Source organism: Microbacterium sp. NPDC056057 (genome assembly GCF_042266945.1).
Classification (GTDB): domain Bacteria; phylum Actinomycetota; class Actinomycetes; order Actinomycetales; family Microbacteriaceae; genus Microbacterium; species Microbacterium trichothecenolyticum_C.
On the sequence record NZ_JBHJWS010000003.1, the window covers coordinates 1 to 16,519 of the forward strand.

Here is a 16,519-nt window from a genome sequence, read left to right on the forward strand (position 1 = left end):
ATGGTACTGCAGGGGGGACCCTGTGGGAGAGTAGGACACCGCCGGACACCCATTCACGGAATGGCCACCCACACAGGGTGGCCATTCCGCGTTAACGGCCCATATTCGCGCTCGGTAGACTCGAGGGATGCTGGCGCTCGACCTGTCCCTGTCTTCTGTCGAACTCACTCGCGTCATCTGCGACATTCCGAGCGTCTCCGGTGAAGAGAAGACCCTCGCTGACGCGATCTTCGCCGAGATCTCCGCGCTCGAGCATCTCGACGTCTACCGCGACGGCGACACCATGGTCGCCCGCACCCACCTGGGTCGCGCGCAGCGCGTGGTCATCGCCGGGCACATCGACACGGTCCCGATCAACGGCAACGTGCCGACGAAGGACATCGACGTCGACGGGGAGCCGTACGTCTGGGGCCGCGGCACCGTCGACATGAAGGCGGGGGTGGCGGTGCAGCTGAAGCTCGCCGCAGAGCTTTCCGACCCCCGGGTCGACATCACATGGATGTGGTACGACCACGAAGAGGTCGACGCGGATCTGAACGGACTCACGCGACTCGCGCGCACGCGCCCCGACCTGTTCGCCGGCGACTTCGCAATCCTCGGGGAGCCCTCTGACGGTGCGGTCGAGGGCGGCTGCAACGGCAACCTGCGCGCGATCGTCCGCACCCACGGGGTGCGCGCGCACAGCGCGCGTGCCTGGATCGGCGAGAACGCGATCCACAAGGCGGCGCCGATCCTCGAGCGCCTCGCCGCTTATGTCCCGCGTGACGTCGCCGTGGAGGGCCTCGTGTATCGAGAAGGGCTCAATGCGGTGCGCATCAACGGCGGTGTGGCCGGCAACGTGATCCCGGATCTGTGCGAGGTCGAGGTCAACTACCGCTTCGCCCCCAGCCGTGACGTCGCGGAGGCGGAGAGCCACGTGCGTGACGTGCTCGCCGGGTTCGAGGTGGAGGTCGTCGATGCCGCTGCCGGCGCCCGTCCGGGCCTGGACGCCCCGCTCGCGCAGGAATTCCTGGCAGCCGTCGGCGCCGAGCCGCGGCCGAAGTACGGCTGGACCGACGTCGCCCGCTTCAGCGCGCTGGGCGTGCCGGCGGTGAACTACGGGCCTGGCGATCCTCACCTGGCGCACCACGACGAGGAGCGGGTGCCCGTCGCGCAGATCGAGGCGGTCGAGCAGGGTCTGCGCGCGTGGCTGGCGACCAGCTGACGCTGTCGCCGGTAGCGCGTCCGTCCGCTGCCAGGACTGCCGTGCGGGTCGCCGCGATCTACGTCGCCGCCCGAGTCGTCACCACGTTGTTCCTGTTCGCCGCCACCGAGCTCTCCGGCTTCACGTCGAGGATGGGCGCGGACGCCCGTCTCGGTGACACCGTGGTCGCGTGGGACGGCACGTGGTACTGGCTGGTCGCGGTCTCCGGCTACCCGAGTCAGCTGCCGCTCAATGACGCCGGGCAGGTCGCTGAGAACGCCTGGGCGTTCCTTCCGATCTATCCGTGGCTCGCGCAGTGGGTCTCCCTCCCGTTCGGCCTCTGGCACACCGGCGCCCTGATCGTGTCGCTGGTCGCCGGGTACGGGGCATCCGTCGCCCTCTACTACCTGCTGCGGATGCGGCTGGACGAGTCGGCCACGCTCTGGGCGGTGGCGTTCTTCGCCAGCGGTCCGCTCGCTGCGCTCTTCCACGTCGGATATGCCGAGGCCCTCAACCTGTTCTGGCTGTTCTGCGCACTGCTCGCGGTGGCACGCCGGCGGTATGTGTGGCTGTATGCCCTGATCCCACTGATGGCGTTCACACGCCCCGGCGTCCTGGCGTTCGCCCTGTTCCTCGCACTGTTCGGCATCTGGCGCTGGTTCACGCGCGCGCGTGAACCGCTGCGGGCTCCCGAGATCGCGCACATCATCGCCGCGGGCCTGCTCGCCGCGGTCGCGGGGTTCGCGTGGCAGTTCATCGCGGGATGGGTGACGGGCAACCCGGACGCATATCTCGTCACGGAGATGGCCTGGCGGCGCAACTGGATCCTCGGTGACGCGACGTTCACGCCCTTCGAGCCGTTCCGCGCGGGAATCTCGTACTGGTTCGAGACGATGTGGCACCTCCCGCTTGCGCTCGGGTACGCCCTCGTCGGCGGGGGACTGCTTATCATCGCGGTCGCCCTGATCGCGCTGCCGCAGGTGCGCCGGCTCGGCATCGAGATCCGCCTGTGGAGTGCCAGCTACCTCGTGTACCTCCTGCTCGTCTTCTTTCCGCAGTCGAGCATCTTCCGCCTGCTGGTGCCGCTGTCGCCGCTGTGGGGCGCGTTCGCCGTTCCACGCTCTCGCGCCTGGCGCATCGGCGTGCTGATGGCGTGTCTCGTGGGGCAGTGGTGGTGGATCTTCAACATGTATGCCCTGGGAAGTACGAACTGGCAGGTCCCATGACGCCGGATGACGGATGCCGCTTTCCCCAGGCGTGCCCGGGGCGTCGGCCCTCACGATAAACTTGACGTGCAGACCATCGATGAAAAGGAGCCGCAATGGCAGCCATGAAGCCGAGAACCGGAGACGGGCCGATGGAGGCCGTGAAGGAGGGTCGACTCATCATCGTGCGCGTGCCGCTCGAGGGAGGCGGTCGTCTGGTCGTCTCGGTGAACGACGCTGAGGCCAAGGAGCTCTACGACGTCCTGGGGGGCGTCGTCAACGCCGCGTAGTCGCTCGTTGCACGAACGGCCGGTCCGATCGGACCGGCCGTTCGCGTCTGCGTGCGGAGAAGTCAGGACGTGGAGACGGTGGTGAGCTGCAGCAGTCCTTCGCCCGTGATCGACAGTGCGCCGATGACAGCGGGGGAGGCCTGCGTCTCCTGGATGAGCGAGCGATACGCCGTGGTGACCGGGTCGCGGCGCACCGGGTCGGCGACGGCGCCACCGGCCAGCACGCGGGGGACGAGCACCGTCCCGCCGGCCCTGACCAGTCGCAGGCCGTGCTCGACGTACTCGATGACACCCTCGGGGTCGGCATCCACGAGCACGATGTCGTAGGACGCCTCGTTCATGCGCGGCAGCACTTCCGAGGCGCGGCCGGTGATGAAGCGGGCGCGAGCCGGAGGAATCCGGGCCTCGGCGAAGGCCTGGCGGGCGGCGCCGAGATGCTCGGGCTCTTTGTCGATCGTGGTGAGGGTCGCGCGAGGGGAGCCATGCAGCAGCCAGAGCCCGGAGACTCCGGCACCCGTGCCGATCTCGACGATGTTGAGCGCCTGCGACACCGCGGCGATGACCGCGCACTGGGCGCCGATCGCCGGGCTGATCGGTGCGGCCCCGAGCTCGAGCGCATGCGCGCGGGCACGCGCGATGTGCTCCGGCTCGCTCGTCGCCTCGTCGACGAACCGCTGGTTCGCGTTCTGCTCTCCCATCGGAATCCTCCGCCCGCCAGCCTACGCGGCCTCGCGGCGCTGGCCGCACAGGCACGGCGGTAATCTGAAGGCATGATCTTCGGCCTCACGATCGAGAAGCTCCTGCTGATCGGACTCGTCGCGGCACTCATCCTCGGACCCGAGCGGCTGCCCCGCTATGCGGAGGCCCTTGCCGGCCTGACCAAGCGGGCGCGGACCTGGGTGACGACCGCGCGGACGCGCGTGCGCGACGAGATGGGCGAGGACTTCGACGACGTCGACTGGCGCACGCTCGACCCTCGCCAGTACGACCCGCGTCGCATCATCCGTGAGGCGCTCCTCGACGACGCTCCGGTCGCGAGCATCGCGGCCCCCCCAGCGCCGTCCGCCCCTATGCCGCCGACGGAGCCGGTGCGGTCGCCCTACCGCAGCCCGATCGACGGCCCCACGCCCTACGACAGCGAAGCGACCTGACTCCGGCGCCGGTCAGCGCGGGCGGAACGGGAGCGAGCGGCCCGACAGTCCGCGCGGCGTCTGAGCCAGCGTCTCGGCGATGCCGGCGATGGCCCGCGCCGCAGGGTCGTCGGGGTGGACGATGACCGCCGGGGTCCCGGCATCCGCATCTGTCCGCAGCGTCGGGCTGAGCGGCACAGAGGCCAGCAGCGGCACCTCGGCGTCCGGCTGCGAGAGCGATTCCGCGACCGCGGCGCCGCCGCCCGCGCCGAACACATCGACCGTCGTGCCGTCGGGAAGCGTCATGGCGGCCATGTTCTCGACCACCCCGATGACACGCTGGCCGGTCTGACGTGCGACGACACCGCTGCGCACAGCGACGTCGGCCGCCGCCGCCTGCGGCGTCGTGACGACGAGCACCTCGGCGTTGGGCAGCAGCTGCCCCACCGAGATCGCGACGTCGCCGGTGCCGGGCGGCATGTCGAGCAGGAGCACGTCGAGGTCGCCGAAGTACACGTCGGTGAGGAACTGCTGCACGGTGCGATGCAGCATCGGTCCGCGCCACGCGACGGCGCCGACCGGCGCGTCGCCCTCGGCGCGGCGCAGGAACATGCCGATCGAGATCACCTTCACGCCGTAGGCGACGGGCGGCAGCATGAGGTCGTCGACGCGCGTCGGCTGCGGCACGGTGCCGTCCGCCGCGACGAGCCCGAGCTGGCCGGGGATCGAGAAGCCGTGCACGTCCGCGTCGATGAGCCCGACGGCGAGTCCGCGTGCGGCCAGCGCGGCGGCGAGGTTGGCGGTGACCGTCGACTTGCCGACGCCGCCCTTGCCGCTCGTGACGGCGATCACGCGCGTGAGCGTGCCGGGACCGAACGGCATCTCGCGCGCGCGTCCGCCGCGCAGCCGCTCGGTGAGCGCGTGCCGCTCGGCCGTCGTCATGACACCCACCTCGAGCGCGACGTCCGTGATCCCGGGAACGGATGCTGCGGCCGCGCGCACGTCGGAGGCGATCCGGTCCGCCGCGGGGCACCCCACGATCGTGAGGGCGATCCCGACGTGCGCGACGCCGTCGTCCACCGAGATGTCACGGACCATGTCGAGCTCGCCGATGGGGCGACGCAGCTCGGGATCGGAGACAGCGCCGACGGCGGCGCGGACCGCGTCCGCGGTGACGGCGCTCATCGTGCGGCGCCGTCCTCGGCCTCGGAGGAGTTCTCGAGCTTCTCGAGGAGGGCGCGCAGCTCGCTGCGGAGCACGTCGCGCGTGACGACCTGGTCGGCGAAGTCGTTGACCGCCATCCGCAGGGCGACGACCTCGCGGGCGAGGTACTCCGTGTCGGCGAGGTTGCGCTCGGCGCGCTGACGGTCCTGCTCGATCTGCACGCGGTCGCGATCGTCCTGCCGGTTCTGCGCGAGCAGGATGAGGGGCGCGGCGTACGACGCCTGCAGCGACAGGATGAGCGTCAGCAGTGTGAAGTTGGTCGCCGCCGGGTCGAACTGGAGTTGCGGCGGCATGAAGATGTTCCACGCCAGCCATACGGCGACGAAGATCGTCATGCCGATCAGGAAGCCCGAGGTGCCCATCGCGCGCGCGAAGGCCTCCGAGAAGCGACCGAAGCGGTCGCTGGAGGGCTGGGGGGAACGCTGCAGCATGCCCGAACGGCCACGGGGAGCGTCGAGCGACGGCTGGCGGGTGTTGCGTGCCATCATCATCGCCTCCTCGGAATGCTCGCGGTCGTGGTCGGGACGGACTCGGATGCCGGGCGTTCATCCTCCTCGGCATCGTGCGATCTCCAGTCCTCGGGGAGGAGATAGTCGAGCACGTCGTCGACGCTGACCGCGCCGACCAGCCGATGGGCGGGATCGACGACGGGGAGCGAGACCAGGTTGTACGACGCGAGCAGACGAGCGACTTCGGCGGCCGACGCGGTCGCCGGCACCGGGTCGAGCGTGTCGTCGATGATCGCGCCCAGGCGCTCGTGCGGCGGGTAGCGCAGCATGCGCTGGAAGTGCACGGTTCCGAGCAGGCGCCCCGTGGGGGTCTCGTACGGAGGAAGGGTCACGAAGACGGCGGCCGCGAGCGCGGGGTGCAGCTCGTGACGACGGATGAGCGCCAGGGCCTCGGCGATCGTCGCGTCGGCGGAGAGCACGATGGGCTCACTCGTCATGAGGCCGCCCGCGGTGTCGGGGCCGTACTTGAGAAGGGCGCGGACGTCTTCCGCCTCTTCGGGCTCCATGAGCTCGAGGAGCTCTTCGCGCTGGTCCTCGGGCAGCTGCCCGAGGACGTCGGCCGCGTCATCGGGCTCCATGGCGTCGAGGATGTCGGCGGCACGCTCGTCGTCGAGGGCCTCGAGGATGTGGACCTGCTCCTCTTCGGGCATCTCCTCGAGAGCGTCCGCGAGACGGTCGTCGGGAAGCTCGTCGACGACCTCGAGCAGCCGCTCCTCGGGCAGGTCGAGCAGCGTATTCGCGAGGTCGGCGGGTCGCAGCTCGGAGTACGTCGCCACCAGCTGCTCGGCGGACTGCGCCTCGCCGGGCACCTGGCTCTCGCGCACCGCGTCCCAGTTCGCGAACGTGGTGGGACCCTTGGCGAAGGGGGAGGCACTCGTCTTCGGCTTGCGCAGGAAGAGCTGACCGACGTCCCACTCGCCGAGGCGGTTGCGCTCGATCGCCACGTCTTCGATCACCGCGGTTCCGGAGCCGTCCGCGAAGAACACCTTGCGGCCGAGGAGCTCGGCCATGACGCGCACCTCGCCGCCGCGCTGCTGGAAGCGTCGGACGTTGATGAGTCCGGTGGTGATGACCTGGCCGGTCGCGATCGAGGTGACGCGGCCGATCGACACGAACACGTTCCGCCGGCCGGGGATCTCGACCATGAGCCCGATCACACGGGGCGGATCGTCTTTGCGGTAGATGACGACGACGTCGCGGACCTTGCCGAGACGGTCGCCGGCGGGGTCGAAGACCGAGCACCCGGAAAGGCGCGCGACGAAAACCCTCTGCGTGCTCACACGTCCCAGCGTAGTCCGCGTGCCGTGGGAGGATGGGGAGATGACCATGATGGGAGGGCGCTCTCCGCAGAGTTCCGATGCGGTCGGACAGACCGTCGCGAGCTTCCCCACGTACGAGGCGGCGCAGAAGGCGGTGTCGTCCCTCATCGCGGCCGACATCCCGGCACGCGACATCGCGATCGTGGGGCAGGGACTCCGCTCGATCGAGCGCATCACCGGCCGTCTGGGTTACGCGTCGGCCGCGCGGTCGGGCGCGGTGAACGGTCTCCTCCTCGGCCTCCTCTTCTCGGCGATCCTGGTGATCGGCTCGCCGTCCGTGCCGATCCAGGCATTCGTCGGCGTGCTGTTCGTCGGCATCGCGATCGGAATGCTGCTGAGCATCGTGGCGTACTCGTTCGTGCGTCGGCGCCGCGACTACGCATCCGTGATGCAGGTCGTCGCGGACCACTACGAGGTCACCGTCACCGACAACAGCGTCGGCCGCGCGCGTCAGGTGCTCGGCCCTCAGACCGCCGTCACGCCCGCGGCTCCCGCCGCTCCGGTCGCGCCGGCGGCGCCGGTCGCCCCAGACTCCGCGGTTTCGTCCGTCGAGCCGCCCAAGTACGGCGAGCGGGTCCCGCCGAAGCCGGATGCCGAGGGCGAGCCCGGCGATGAGACCGCTCCCGAAGCGCGTACCGTGCGTCCCGAACCGGCCCAGCGCCTCGGGGAGTCGACCGAGCCTCAGCCGTCGACCGACGCCGAGCAGGAGCACCTCGACGCGCCGCACGTGGACGACAGCAAGCGCGCATGAACGCAGACGGGGATTCCTCGCGGATCGCCGTCGCGCTCCCGAACGGGAGCGCCGAGGTATCGGCCGACCTCGTGATGCCGTCGTCGGCATGGGCGTTCGCGGCCGTGGCGCACGGTGCGGGCGCGGGGTATCGGCATCCGTTCCTCACCGGATTCGCCGACGCCCTCGCTCGAGAGGGCGTCGCCACGCTGCGGTTCAACTTCCCGTACGCGGAGGCGGGAAGACGGATGCCGGGACCCGCGGCCCACGCGATCGCGACGTGGGCGGCGGTCCACGCCGAGCTGGCAGAGCGCGCGGCGGGTGCACCGGTGTTCGCGATGGGCAAGTCGTACGGCGGACGCATGGCGTCGATGGCGGCGGCGGAGGGTGTGATCGCTCCTGCGGGCCTCGTGTACCTCGGCTATCCGCTCCATCCGCCGGGGAGCCCTGACAAGGCCCGCACCGCGCACCTGCCCGACATACCTCAGCCGCAGCTCTTCGTCGAAGGCGCGAACGACCCCTTCATCGACCCCCACGAACAGCTCGAAGAGGCCGTCGCGTCGTGCCAGGTCGCCGAGATCGCCTGGATCGACGGCGGTGGGCACTCCTTCGAAGTGAAGGGGCGCAAGCGTGCGCCGGCCGAGATCGCGGCCGACCTCGCACCGATGGTCGCGGAGTGGCTGCGCCGGACTCACTCCGGAGCAGGACCCACGTAGCGCCCGCGCGGTCGCAGGCGCATCGGGCGTTCGTCGTACTCGTCCACCGCGTGCGAGATCCAGCCGACGATGCGCCCGATCGCGAAGATCACCGACCCGGCGTCATCGGACATGTCGGCCCACAGGGTGAGGGCAGCCAGCGCGAGGTCGAGGTTCGGACGCACGTCCGCCCGGCGCCCCACCTCGTCGGCGACGGCGTCCACGGAGGCGAGGACATCCGCACCGTGCGGCGCGTCCCGCAGCAGCTCGAGGAGCACGCTCGCGCGCATGTCGCCCGCGGCATAGAGCGGCTGCCCGAACCCGGGGATGCCGCGACCTCCGTCGCGCACGGCGCGCGCGATCGCTGTCGACGGTGCCTCGCCGTCGCGGACGGCCCGCAGCAGCTGCGCGGCGGCCCGGCTCGCGGTGCCGTGCAGGGGTGCGTCGAACGCACCGAGCGCGGCGGTGACGACGGCGTATCCGGAGGCGCGGGCCGACGCCGCGACACGCGCGGCGAGGGTGGAGAGGGCGAGATCGTGGTCGATCACGAGCACCAGTGCCGCGTCGAGCAGGCGGGGTCCGCCGGGGAGATCGTGCGGAGCGAGTGCGCGCCACAGCGTCTGCGCGACGTCGGGATTCTGACCGGCGGGTGTGAGCGCAGCGGGCAGGCCCGTGACGAGTCGCGCTCCCACGCGCACCAGCTGCGACGCATCGGGGTCGTCGCGCAGGGGGTCGGTGGCCGCGAGCGCCGCCACCGCGACGATCAGCCGGTCGACGGGCGGCGCCGTCGGACCCATCGCCTCGATCGTGCGCCGGGCGACGGCGAGGTCGGCAGACGACGGGGAGCGGAGCACGGGCACGTCCCACAGCCAGGTCACGACCGCCTCGAACGACGACTCGCGGGCGAGCCGCGCCGCCGACCGCTCGCGATAGTGCAGTTCGTCGTCGTCGATGTGAGCGAGTCTCGTGTCGAGCACCATGAGCGGGGTGCCCGGAGCCGGCGAGCCGGGGACGGCGCTCGGGGAGCGCCGGCGCCGGCGCGCGAACGCCTCCACCTCCAGCGGATCGAACGACGAGCCCGCGGCATCGCGCTCTCGCGACAGCAGTCCCCGCGACACGTACGCGTACAGGGACTCCGGCTTGACGCCGAGACGAGCCGCCGCCTCAGCCGCGGTCAGGCGGGGAAGGTCGCTCACGATATTGATCCGATCAAGATTGACGAAAGCATGATCAAGTTCCGACACTGACTGTAGCGGGAACGATCGCCCAGGGGGTGGTCGACCTCCCGGAGACCTCGAGCAAGGAGCCGACATGACGACGACACGCCTCACCCCGATCGACGCGCCGCGGGGCCTCGCCGGCGTGATCGTCGCGGAGACCACCGTGAGCGACGTCCGCGGGGCGGAGGGCTTCTACCAGTACCGGGATCGGTCGGCGATCGAGCTGGCGGAGACGGCGAGCTTCGAAGACGCGTGGCAGCTCCTCGTCACCGGACAGGACGCGACGGATGCCTCCCGCCCGGGGTTCGCGGCCCGCGTCGCCGATGCCACCACCGGGCGGCACGGCGACCTCGGCCCCGTCGTCGACGCGGTGTCGGCGGCGACGCCGGACGTGCTCGCCGGGCTCGCGGCCGCCTGGCCGCTGCTCGGCGCGAGGCGCGGCATCCATCCGCTCTACGATCTCGACGAGGACGGACGTCTCGCCGATGCGATCGCCCTCGCCGCCGCGACTCCGGTGATCGTCGGTGCCCTCTGGCGGCGCGGTCGCGGAGAGCGCGAGCTGCCCGTGCTCGAGGACCGGGGCGTCGTCGCGAACTACCTCCGGCAGGTCACCGGGCTCGTTCCGGACGAGGCGACCGAGAGGGCTCTGACCGCCTACCTGATCGCCGTCATGGATCACGGCTTCAACGCCTCCACCTTCACCGCCCGGGTCATCGCCTCGACCGGGGCGGATGCCGCAGCCTGCCTCGTCGGCGCGCTCGGGGCACTCACCGGACCGCTTCACGGCGGCGCGCCGTCCCGTGCGCTCGACGGACTCGACGCCGTGGGCACCGACGACCGCATCGAGCCGTGGATCCGTGGCGAGCTCGCGGCCGGCCGGCGCCTGATGGGGTTCGGGCATGCGGTGTACCGCACCGCGGACCCGCGCGCCGAGCTGATGAAGCGCGTCGCGCTTCGCACGGGCGGGCCGCGGGTCGACCTCGCCCTGCACTTCCAGCAGAGCGCCGAGCGGCTGCTGGCAGATGCGAAGCCCGGCCGTGAGCTCCACGCGAACGTCGAGTTCTGGGCCGCACTCGTGATGGAGCAGTGCGGGATCCCGCGCTCGATGTTCACGCCGACCTTCGCGGTCGCGCGCACGATCGGGTGGACGGCGCACATCCTCGAACAGGCGCGCGACCCGAAGATCATCCGCCCGTCCGCGCGCTACGTAGGGCCCTCGGTGCGGGTGGCGGCGGCCTGAGCGGGACTATCGTCCGGCGGCGTACCCCTGCATCCCGCGCGGGTTCGCCGCACCCCACAGGACGCCGGTGCCGGCATCCCGTCCGACGGCCGATACGCGGCCGAGCGCCCAGTCGCCCGCCCGCGTGACGCGGTGGCCGCGGCGCTCGAGCCCCTCGATCAGCGCCTCGCCCAGCCGGTTCTCGACCACGGCGCCGGCGGGCGTCCAGGTGCGGGGCCAGAAGGACTCGGGCATCGACGTGGTGTGCAGCGCGGGGGCATCGATCGCCTGCTGCGGAGTGTGGCCGCCGACGATGATGCGCAGCAGGGCCAGCAGCTGCCACTGGTCCTGCTGATCGCCGCCGGGGGAGCCGATCGCGAACTCCGGTGTGCCGTCCCGAAGCACCAGCGTGGGGGTGAGGGTCGTGCGCGGGCGCCTCCCGGGAACGAGCGACGACGGATGCCCCGGCTCGAGCCACGTCATCTGCAGACGAGTGCCGAGGCAGAACCCGAGCGCCGGGACGGTCGGCGAGGACTGCAGCCACCCACCCGAGGGGGTCGCCGAGACGATGTTGCCCCATCGGTCGATGACGTCGAGGTGGCAGGTGTCTCCGCGCGTCTCGCCGGTCTTCGCGACCGTCGGCTCACCCGTGCCGACGGCGGGCGCGTCGTAGGTCGTGCGCAGCGGGGGACGGAACGGCGTCCGCCCGGGGAGCGCACCAGGGCGGAACTCGGCCGAGGCGTCCGAGGTGATCAGCGAACGACGCTCGTCGAGGTAGTCGGCCGACAGCAGCGTGTCGAGGTCGACGTCGTCGTCCCCGAACCAGGCGTCGCGGTCGGCGTACGCCAGCTTCTGCGCCTCGAGGACCGTGTGCGCGCCCGCCTCCTGTGACGGGTCGAGCAGGTCGTCGGCGAGGGGCTCGAGCAGGCCCAGCGTCTGCAGCAGCGCGGGGCCCTGCGTCCACGCACCCGCCTTGGCGATCGTACGGCCGCGGAACTCGCTGGTGACGGCAGGCTCGTAGCCGGCGTCGAAGCCGGCGAAGTCCTCTGCCGTGATCACCGCTGCGTGCATGCCGCCGCCGGAGTGCCGGTGCGGCTGCGACAGGAAGGCGGAGGCTTCGTGGGCGACGATCCCGGTCTTCCACTCGCGCCGCGCAGCGTCGATGCGGGCCGCGCGTCCGACCGGCCCGTCGTCGCGCACGGTGCACGACGCGTGGACCAGCGAGTCGAGCACATCGGCGTAGGCCGGGTTCCGCACGACCTGACCGGCGACCGGTAGGTCGCCCTCGGGCATCCACAGGTCGGCCGACGACGTCCAGTCGTCGCGGAAGAGCTCGGCGACGCGCGCGATCGTGGCGGCGGCGCCCGCCACGAGCGGGTGCCCGTCGCGCGCGTAGCCGATGGCGTACGCGAGGACGTCGGTGAGCTCCCACGTCCCGTGGTCGCGCAACAGCAGGAGCCATGCGTCCACGGCGCCGGGCACCGCGGCCGCCAGGCCTCCGGCGCCGGGCGTGAGGTCGAGACCCTCGCCGCGGTAGTGCTCGATCGTGGCGCCGGCGGGAGCAGGCCCCTGGCCCATGAGCACGGTCGGGGCCTCAGCATCCACCGGCTGGAAGATCGCCACGAGATCGCCGCCGGGTCCGTTGAGATGGGGCTCGACGACGTGGAGCACGAAGGCCGCGGCGACCGACGCGTCGAAGGCGTTGCCGCCCCGCTCGAGCACGGCCTGTGCGGTGGCCGTCGCGAGCCAGTGCGTGGACGCGGACATGCCGAACGTGCCCGTCAGCGTCGGTCGCGTCGTGAAGGACGACGGGGCGGTGTAGGCCACGGGTTCAGCGGCCGCCGCGGGCGATCCAGGCCTCGACCTCGTCGGCGGTGCGCGGGATCGCGGCGGACAGGTTGACCGGCCCGTCGGCGGTCATGAGGATGTCGTCCTCGATGCGCACGCCGATGCCGCGGTACTCCTCGGGGACCGTGATGTCGTCGATCTGGAAGTACAGTCCGGGCTCGATCGTGAAGACCATGCCCGCCTCCAGGATGCCGTCGTAGTACATGTCGCGGCGCGCCTGCGCGCAGTCGTGAACGTCGATGCCGAGGTGGTGGCTCGTGCCGTGCACCATGTAGCGACGGTGGTGGCCGCCCCTCTCGGCGTCGAGCGCCTCCTCGGCGGTGACGGGGAGGAGACCCCATTCGGCGACGCGCGTCGCGATGACCTGCATCGCAGCCTCGTGGATCGAGCGGAACTTCACGCCCGGCTTCGCCACGGCGAACGCGGCGTCGGCCGCCTCGCGCACGGTCTCATAGACCTTGCGCTGCACGTCCGTGAAGCGGCCGCTCACCGGAAGCGTACGCGTGATGTCGGCGGTGTAGAGGCTGTCGACCTCGACGCCGGCGTCGATCAGGATGAGGTCGCCGGGGACGACGGCGCCGTCGTTGCGCGTCCAGTGCAGGTAGCACGCGTGGGGCCCGGATGCGGCGATCGTGTCGTAGCCGACCGCGTTTCCGTCACTGCGCGCACGCTGGTGGAAGACACCCTCGACGACCCGCTCGCCGCGGGGGTGCTCGACGATCGCGGGGAGGTTCGCGACGATGTCGTCGAAACCGGATGCGGTAACCTGGACCGCGAGCTCCATCTGGCCGATCTCGTACGCGTCCTTCACGAGGCGCAGCTCCGAGACGAACCGGGTGAGGTCGTCGTCCTCGTCGAGCACGAGGTCCCCGTCGCCCGCCTCGAAGTCGTCGATGTGCGCCGTCTCGAGGCCGAGGTCGGAGGCGACGCCGGCCAGTGCGGGCCGCGGACCGATCCAGAACTCGCCGATCGAGGCATCCGAGTAGAACTCGCTCGTCGTGCGGTCGGCGCGCTCGCGGAAGTACAGCGTGACATCGTGGCCGTTCGACGAGCGGGGCTCGAAGACCAGCATGGCGCCGGGCTCGGCGTCCGAGGCCCACCCCGTCAGGTGCGAGAAGGCGGAGTGCGCACGGAACGGGTAGTCGGTGTCGTTGCTGCGCTGCTTGAGCTCGCCCGCCGGGATCACGAGGCGCTTGCCCGGGAAGGCCGCCGAGACGGCGTCGCGACGCGCCGCCGTGAACGCGGCCTGAGGGCGTGCCGGCGGAGCGGACTCGGGGCGTTCGGCCCATCCGGTCGAGATCGTGTCGAGGAAGCCCTGTCCGTACGGCTGACGGCGGTTCGTGCTGGTCGAGGTCGAGGTCGGGGTCGAGGTCTCGGTGGTGCTCGTGGCGCCGGGGGACTGCTCGCTGGCTGCGCTGCTCATGCCTCCCAGTCTCGCACGCGCGTGGGAGCGCGGACAGTTCAGCCGGCGGGGTCGTACTGGACGATGAGCGGGCGGTGGTCGGAGCCGGAATCATCGAGCGAGCGCAGCACGAGCGAGCCCGTCGCCCGCCACTGCGGCGTCGCCATCACGTGGTCGATCGGGGCGCCGAGGATGGCCGGCATGTCAGCCGACCAGGTGCCCAGCGCGCCGTTGCCGGTCTCGGTCGCGGCATCGGTGCAGTGGCCGAGCGTGGCGCCGTCGAGCCCGAGACCCGACATATGGTCGACAGTCGCGTTGAAGTCGCCGGCCATGATCACGTTGCCGTCGCCGCACTGATCGGCCAGCCACTGGAGGTCGTCGCGCCAGCTCTGCATGTAGCTCGGGCGCGGGGCGACGGCGTGCACCGCGACGACGGTGGGTCCGTCGCCCGAAACCGGCATGGCCACCGCGCTGGGCACGGTCGAGGTGTTGCTGCTGCCGTCGAGCGAGGACTCGATCACGGCGTAGTCACCGAGCTCGGGCGAGATCAGGAGCGTCGTCGAGCCGGCGTCCCATTCCGTCGAGGGGTCGGAGGCGTGATGCGCCCACATGCGGTGGCCGAGGTCGCGCATCGCGATGGCGACGCTCTCCCCGGTCTCGATGGTCGTCTCCGGCAAGGCGACGATGTCGGCGTCCATCGCGACCGCGATCTTCGCGATCGTCTCGGGCGGTGTCGCCGCGCCGGCGGTGTTCCACGTCATGACGCGGACGGACGCCTCGGTCTTCGCCGGGAGCGGGTCGCTGCCCAGGCCGCCGCGCGAGGACAGCACGGCGACGTTCGCGACGGTCGCGAGGCCCGCGACCACGGCGATCGAGAAGGCGAATGCGCGGATCGGGCGGGCGATCGCGAGGAGGAGCGCCAGCAGCGCTGCGGCGGCGAAGGCCAGCGCGAGGATGCCCCGGAACGACACGATCTGGGCGATGGGATAGAAGCGCTCGACGCGGAAGAAACCCGGGAAGGTCAGCACCGCGGCGGCGATGGCGCACAGCACGGTGAAGAGGATCCCGAGCAGGCGAAGCACGACGGCGACTCTATGCGAGCAGGCTGTGAGATCCGTCAGCGCGCGCGGGCGTCGCGCGATTCACGCGCGCTACGCTCAGAGGATGCCCAGGCCCCAACGGTTCGAAGGGCCGAGCGACCTGCATCTGCACTCGGCGAACTCCGACGGCACGCAGCCGCCCGCCGAGGTCATGGCGTCCGCCCACCGGCATGGCGTGCGGACGGCGGCGCTCACAGATCACGACACCACGTCGGGCTGGGCCGAGGCCGCCGAGGCCGCGACCTCCCTCGGCATGACGTTCATCCCGGGGATGGAGCTGTCGGCGCGGCACGAGTGGCGCAGCGTCCACGTGCTGGCGTACCTGCCCGACCCCGACGAGCCGGCACTGCGCGCCGAGACCGCGCGCATCCGGTCCTCGCGGCTGGATCGCGCCCGTCTGATGGCCGACCGCATCGCGCGCGACTACGACCTCGTGTGGGACGACATCCTCGAGCAGACCACCGACGGCGCGACCGTCGGCCGGCCGCACATCGCCGACGCGCTCGTGGCGCGGGGGCTCGTCCGCGATCGCGCCGAGGCCTTCGCGGGCATCCTGAGTCCGCGCGGCGACTACTACGTCGCGCTCTACGCGCCGGACCCGGTGACCGCGGTGGGACTCGTCGCGGGCGCCGGGGGAGTGGCCGTCATCGCGCATCCGGCCGGGCGTGCAGGCCTGCTTCCGATGCGCCTGATGGAACGGATGCTGGACGCCGGCCTCGCGGGCTTCGAACTGGGTCATCGCGAGAACCGCGACCCGGCTCTCACGACCCTGCGCGACCTGTGCCGTGAGCGCGATCTCGTGGTCACGGGATCCAGCGACTACCACGGTCTGGGCAAGCCGAATCAGCCGGGCGAGAACACCACCACCGACGAGATGGTGGCGCGCATCATCGCCCGCGCAACGGGAAGCGCCCCCGTCTACCCGTGAAGGGAGGACGAGGGCGCTTCGGACCGCGGATGCCGCGGGTCAGATGATGACGATCAGCCCAGGGCCTTGGCCTTGAGCGCGTCGTACTCGGCCTGTGTGATCGTGCCGGCGTCGAGGAGACCCTTCGCCTTGGCGATCTCGTCGGCCGGGCTGGCGCCTGCACCCGCGACGGACTTGATGTAGGCGTCCTGGGCGCTCTGCAGCTGCGAAGCCTCCTTGGCGCTGCGCTTGGCCATGCCGTTTCCGCGCGCGATCAGGTAGACCAGCAGCGTCAGGAAGGGCACGAAGATCAGGAAGATGATCCAGACGGCCTTCCACCAGCCGTTCAGCTTGTGGTCGCGGAACAGGTCGGCGATCACGGCGAACAGCGCGAACAGGTACGCCATGAAGAAGAAGATCCAGAGGAACCACCAGATGATGTCCCAGAAGGACCCCCAGAAGCCCTGGTACTCATAACCGGTGGTGACGGCCTCGATGATGCGCATCGTGTGCCTTTCGTGAATGCAAGGTACCGGCG

General features: G+C 71.2%; 17 protein-coding genes. 8 read left to right on the top strand and 9 right to left on the bottom strand.

Annotated features, from left to right (window positions below; all coding sequences use genetic code 11):
* Positions 1-127 precede the first annotated feature (127 nt).
* The 3 genes from dapE (at position 128) to ACFC1K_RS12060 (ending at position 2,678) form a co-directional block, all read left to right on the top strand.
* Positions 128-1,204, top strand: coding sequence for a succinyl-diaminopimelate desuccinylase (dapE, locus tag ACFC1K_RS12050; protein ID WP_375871822.1), 1,077 nt, complete (start codon positions 128-130; stop codon positions 1,202-1,204).
* Positions 1,186-2,409: a hypothetical protein gene (locus ACFC1K_RS12055; RefSeq protein WP_375871823.1), complete on the top strand. Its 1,224-nt coding sequence runs from the start codon at positions 1,186-1,188 to the stop codon at positions 2,407-2,409. Before dapE ends, ACFC1K_RS12055 begins: the two co-directional genes overlap by 19 nt.
* A gap of 95 nt (positions 2,410-2,504) precedes the next feature.
* Positions 2,505-2,678 carry a DUF3117 domain-containing protein gene (locus ACFC1K_RS12060; protein WP_019179788.1) on the top strand — a complete coding sequence of 58 codons (174 nt, stop codon included), beginning with the start codon at positions 2,505-2,507 and terminating at the stop codon, positions 2,676-2,678.
* Positions 2,679-2,740: 62 nt separating this feature from the next.
* Here ACFC1K_RS12060 and ACFC1K_RS12065 read toward each other — a convergent pair whose 3' ends face one another.
* On the bottom strand, positions 2,741-3,376 hold the full coding sequence (locus ACFC1K_RS12065; protein WP_310291740.1) for a class I SAM-dependent methyltransferase: 636 nt from the start codon (positions 3,374-3,376) through the stop codon (positions 2,741-2,743).
* Positions 3,377-3,448: 72 nt separating this feature from the next.
* Here ACFC1K_RS12065 and ACFC1K_RS12070 point away from each other — a divergent pair, with 72 nt between their 5' ends.
* Positions 3,449-3,829: a Sec-independent protein translocase TatB gene (locus ACFC1K_RS12070; RefSeq protein WP_310291738.1), complete on the top strand. Its 381-nt coding sequence runs from the start codon at positions 3,449-3,451 to the stop codon at positions 3,827-3,829.
* 12 nt (positions 3,830-3,841) lie between these two features.
* Here the strand turns inward: ACFC1K_RS12070 and ACFC1K_RS12075 are convergent, their stop codons facing one another.
* Genes ACFC1K_RS12075 through ACFC1K_RS12085 form a run of 3 tightly spaced genes read right to left on the bottom strand, consistent with a single transcriptional unit; the run spans position 3,842 to position 6,821 of the window.
* The gene (locus tag ACFC1K_RS12075; protein WP_375871824.1) at positions 3,842-4,993 is read right to left on the bottom strand and encodes a P-loop NTPase; all 1,152 of its coding nucleotides are present in this window, start codon (positions 4,991-4,993) and stop codon (positions 3,842-3,844) included.
* On the bottom strand, positions 4,990-5,517 hold the full coding sequence (locus tag ACFC1K_RS12080; RefSeq protein WP_310291732.1) for a DUF1003 domain-containing protein: 528 nt from the start codon (positions 5,515-5,517) through the stop codon (positions 4,990-4,992). The genes ACFC1K_RS12075 and ACFC1K_RS12080 overlap by 4 nt, the downstream gene beginning before the upstream one ends.
* Before the next feature lie 2 nt (positions 5,518-5,519).
* A complete protein-coding gene (locus ACFC1K_RS12085) occupies positions 5,520-6,821 on the bottom strand; it encodes a magnesium transporter MgtE N-terminal domain-containing protein (RefSeq protein ID WP_310291728.1) in 1,302 nt (433 codons plus the stop codon).
* Positions 6,822-6,861: 40 nt separating this feature from the next.
* Between ACFC1K_RS12085 and ACFC1K_RS12090 the strand changes: the two genes are divergently transcribed.
* Positions 6,862-7,611, top strand: coding sequence for a general stress protein (locus tag ACFC1K_RS12090; RefSeq protein WP_375871825.1), 750 nt, complete (start codon positions 6,862-6,864; stop codon positions 7,609-7,611).
* Entirely contained in the window at positions 7,608-8,306 is a 699-nt protein-coding gene (locus tag ACFC1K_RS12095; RefSeq protein WP_375871826.1) for an alpha/beta family hydrolase, read from the top strand. The genes ACFC1K_RS12090 and ACFC1K_RS12095 overlap by 4 nt, the downstream gene beginning before the upstream one ends.
* On the opposite strand, the gene ACFC1K_RS12100 is transcribed toward ACFC1K_RS12095, so the two are convergent.
* Positions 8,282-9,481 (bottom strand): citrate/2-methylcitrate synthase, encoded by a 1,200-nt coding sequence (locus ACFC1K_RS12100; RefSeq protein WP_375871827.1) that lies wholly within the window; start codon positions 9,479-9,481, stop codon positions 8,282-8,284. The two genes, ACFC1K_RS12095 and ACFC1K_RS12100, sit on opposite strands and share 25 nt — an antisense overlap.
* A gap of 115 nt (positions 9,482-9,596) precedes the next feature.
* Between ACFC1K_RS12100 and ACFC1K_RS12105 the strand changes: the two genes are divergently transcribed.
* Positions 9,597-10,745: a citrate/2-methylcitrate synthase gene (locus ACFC1K_RS12105; protein WP_375871828.1), complete on the top strand. Its 1,149-nt coding sequence runs from the start codon at positions 9,597-9,599 to the stop codon at positions 10,743-10,745.
* 6 nt (positions 10,746-10,751) lie between these two features.
* Here the strand turns inward: ACFC1K_RS12105 and ACFC1K_RS12110 are convergent, their stop codons facing one another.
* Genes ACFC1K_RS12110 through ACFC1K_RS12120 form a run of 3 tightly spaced genes read right to left on the bottom strand, consistent with a single transcriptional unit; the run spans position 10,752 to position 15,056 of the window.
* The gene (locus tag ACFC1K_RS12110) at positions 10,752-12,551 is read right to left on the bottom strand and encodes a gamma-glutamyltransferase family protein (RefSeq protein WP_375871829.1); all 1,800 of its coding nucleotides are present in this window, start codon (positions 12,549-12,551) and stop codon (positions 10,752-10,754) included.
* 4 nt (positions 12,552-12,555) lie between these two features.
* Positions 12,556-13,995 carry an aminopeptidase P family protein gene (locus ACFC1K_RS12115; RefSeq protein WP_375871830.1) on the bottom strand — a complete coding sequence of 480 codons (1,440 nt, stop codon included), beginning with the start codon at positions 13,993-13,995 and terminating at the stop codon, positions 12,556-12,558.
* 38 nt (positions 13,996-14,033) lie between these two features.
* A complete protein-coding gene (locus ACFC1K_RS12120; RefSeq protein ID WP_375871831.1) occupies positions 14,034-15,056 on the bottom strand; it encodes an endonuclease/exonuclease/phosphatase family protein in 1,023 nt (340 codons plus the stop codon).
* An 82-nt stretch (positions 15,057-15,138) separates the two neighbouring features.
* Between ACFC1K_RS12120 and ACFC1K_RS12125 the strand changes: the two genes are divergently transcribed.
* Positions 15,139-16,002: a PHP domain-containing protein gene (locus ACFC1K_RS12125; RefSeq protein ID WP_310291709.1), complete on the top strand. Its 864-nt coding sequence runs from the start codon at positions 15,139-15,141 to the stop codon at positions 16,000-16,002.
* A gap of 53 nt (positions 16,003-16,055) precedes the next feature.
* Here ACFC1K_RS12125 and ACFC1K_RS12130 read toward each other — a convergent pair whose 3' ends face one another.
* On the bottom strand, positions 16,056-16,487 hold the full coding sequence (locus ACFC1K_RS12130; RefSeq protein WP_310291706.1) for an SHOCT domain-containing protein: 432 nt from the start codon (positions 16,485-16,487) through the stop codon (positions 16,056-16,058).
* Positions 16,488-16,519: the final 32 nt, after the last annotated feature.

What these genes read in the sequence shown, in the direction of transcription:
- ACFC1K_RS12105 (WP_375871828.1), top strand. Translation starts at nt 9,597, where the DNA reads ATGACGACGACACGCCTCACCCCGATCGACGCGCCGCGGGGCCTCGCC.
- ACFC1K_RS12080 (WP_310291732.1), bottom strand. Translation starts at nt 5,517, where the DNA reads ATGGCACGCAACACCCGCCAGCCGTCGCTCGACGCTCCCCGTGGCCGT.
- ACFC1K_RS12070 (WP_310291738.1), top strand. Translation starts at nt 3,449, where the DNA reads ATGATCTTCGGCCTCACGATCGAGAAGCTCCTGCTGATCGGACTCGTC.
- ACFC1K_RS12115 (WP_375871830.1), bottom strand. Translation starts at nt 13,995, where the DNA reads ATGAGCAGCGCAGCCAGCGAGCAGTCCCCCGGCGCCACGAGCACCACC.
- ACFC1K_RS12065 (WP_310291740.1), bottom strand. Translation starts at nt 3,376, where the DNA reads ATGGGAGAGCAGAACGCGAACCAGCGGTTCGTCGACGAGGCGACGAGC.
- dapE (WP_375871822.1), top strand. Translation starts at nt 128, where the DNA reads ATGCTGGCGCTCGACCTGTCCCTGTCTTCTGTCGAACTCACTCGCGTC.
- ACFC1K_RS12095 (WP_375871826.1), top strand. Translation starts at nt 7,608, where the DNA reads ATGAACGCAGACGGGGATTCCTCGCGGATCGCCGTCGCGCTCCCGAAC.
- ACFC1K_RS12090 (WP_375871825.1), top strand. Translation starts at nt 6,862, where the DNA reads ATGACCATGATGGGAGGGCGCTCTCCGCAGAGTTCCGATGCGGTCGGA.
- ACFC1K_RS12130 (WP_310291706.1), bottom strand. Translation starts at nt 16,487, where the DNA reads ATGCGCATCATCGAGGCCGTCACCACCGGTTATGAGTACCAGGGCTTC.
- ACFC1K_RS12075 (WP_375871824.1), bottom strand. Translation starts at nt 4,993, where the DNA reads ATGAGCGCCGTCACCGCGGACGCGGTCCGCGCCGCCGTCGGCGCTGTC.
- ACFC1K_RS12060 (WP_019179788.1), top strand. Translation starts at nt 2,505, where the DNA reads ATGGCAGCCATGAAGCCGAGAACCGGAGACGGGCCGATGGAGGCCGTG.
- ACFC1K_RS12125 (WP_310291709.1), top strand. Translation starts at nt 15,139, where the DNA reads ATGCCCAGGCCCCAACGGTTCGAAGGGCCGAGCGACCTGCATCTGCAC.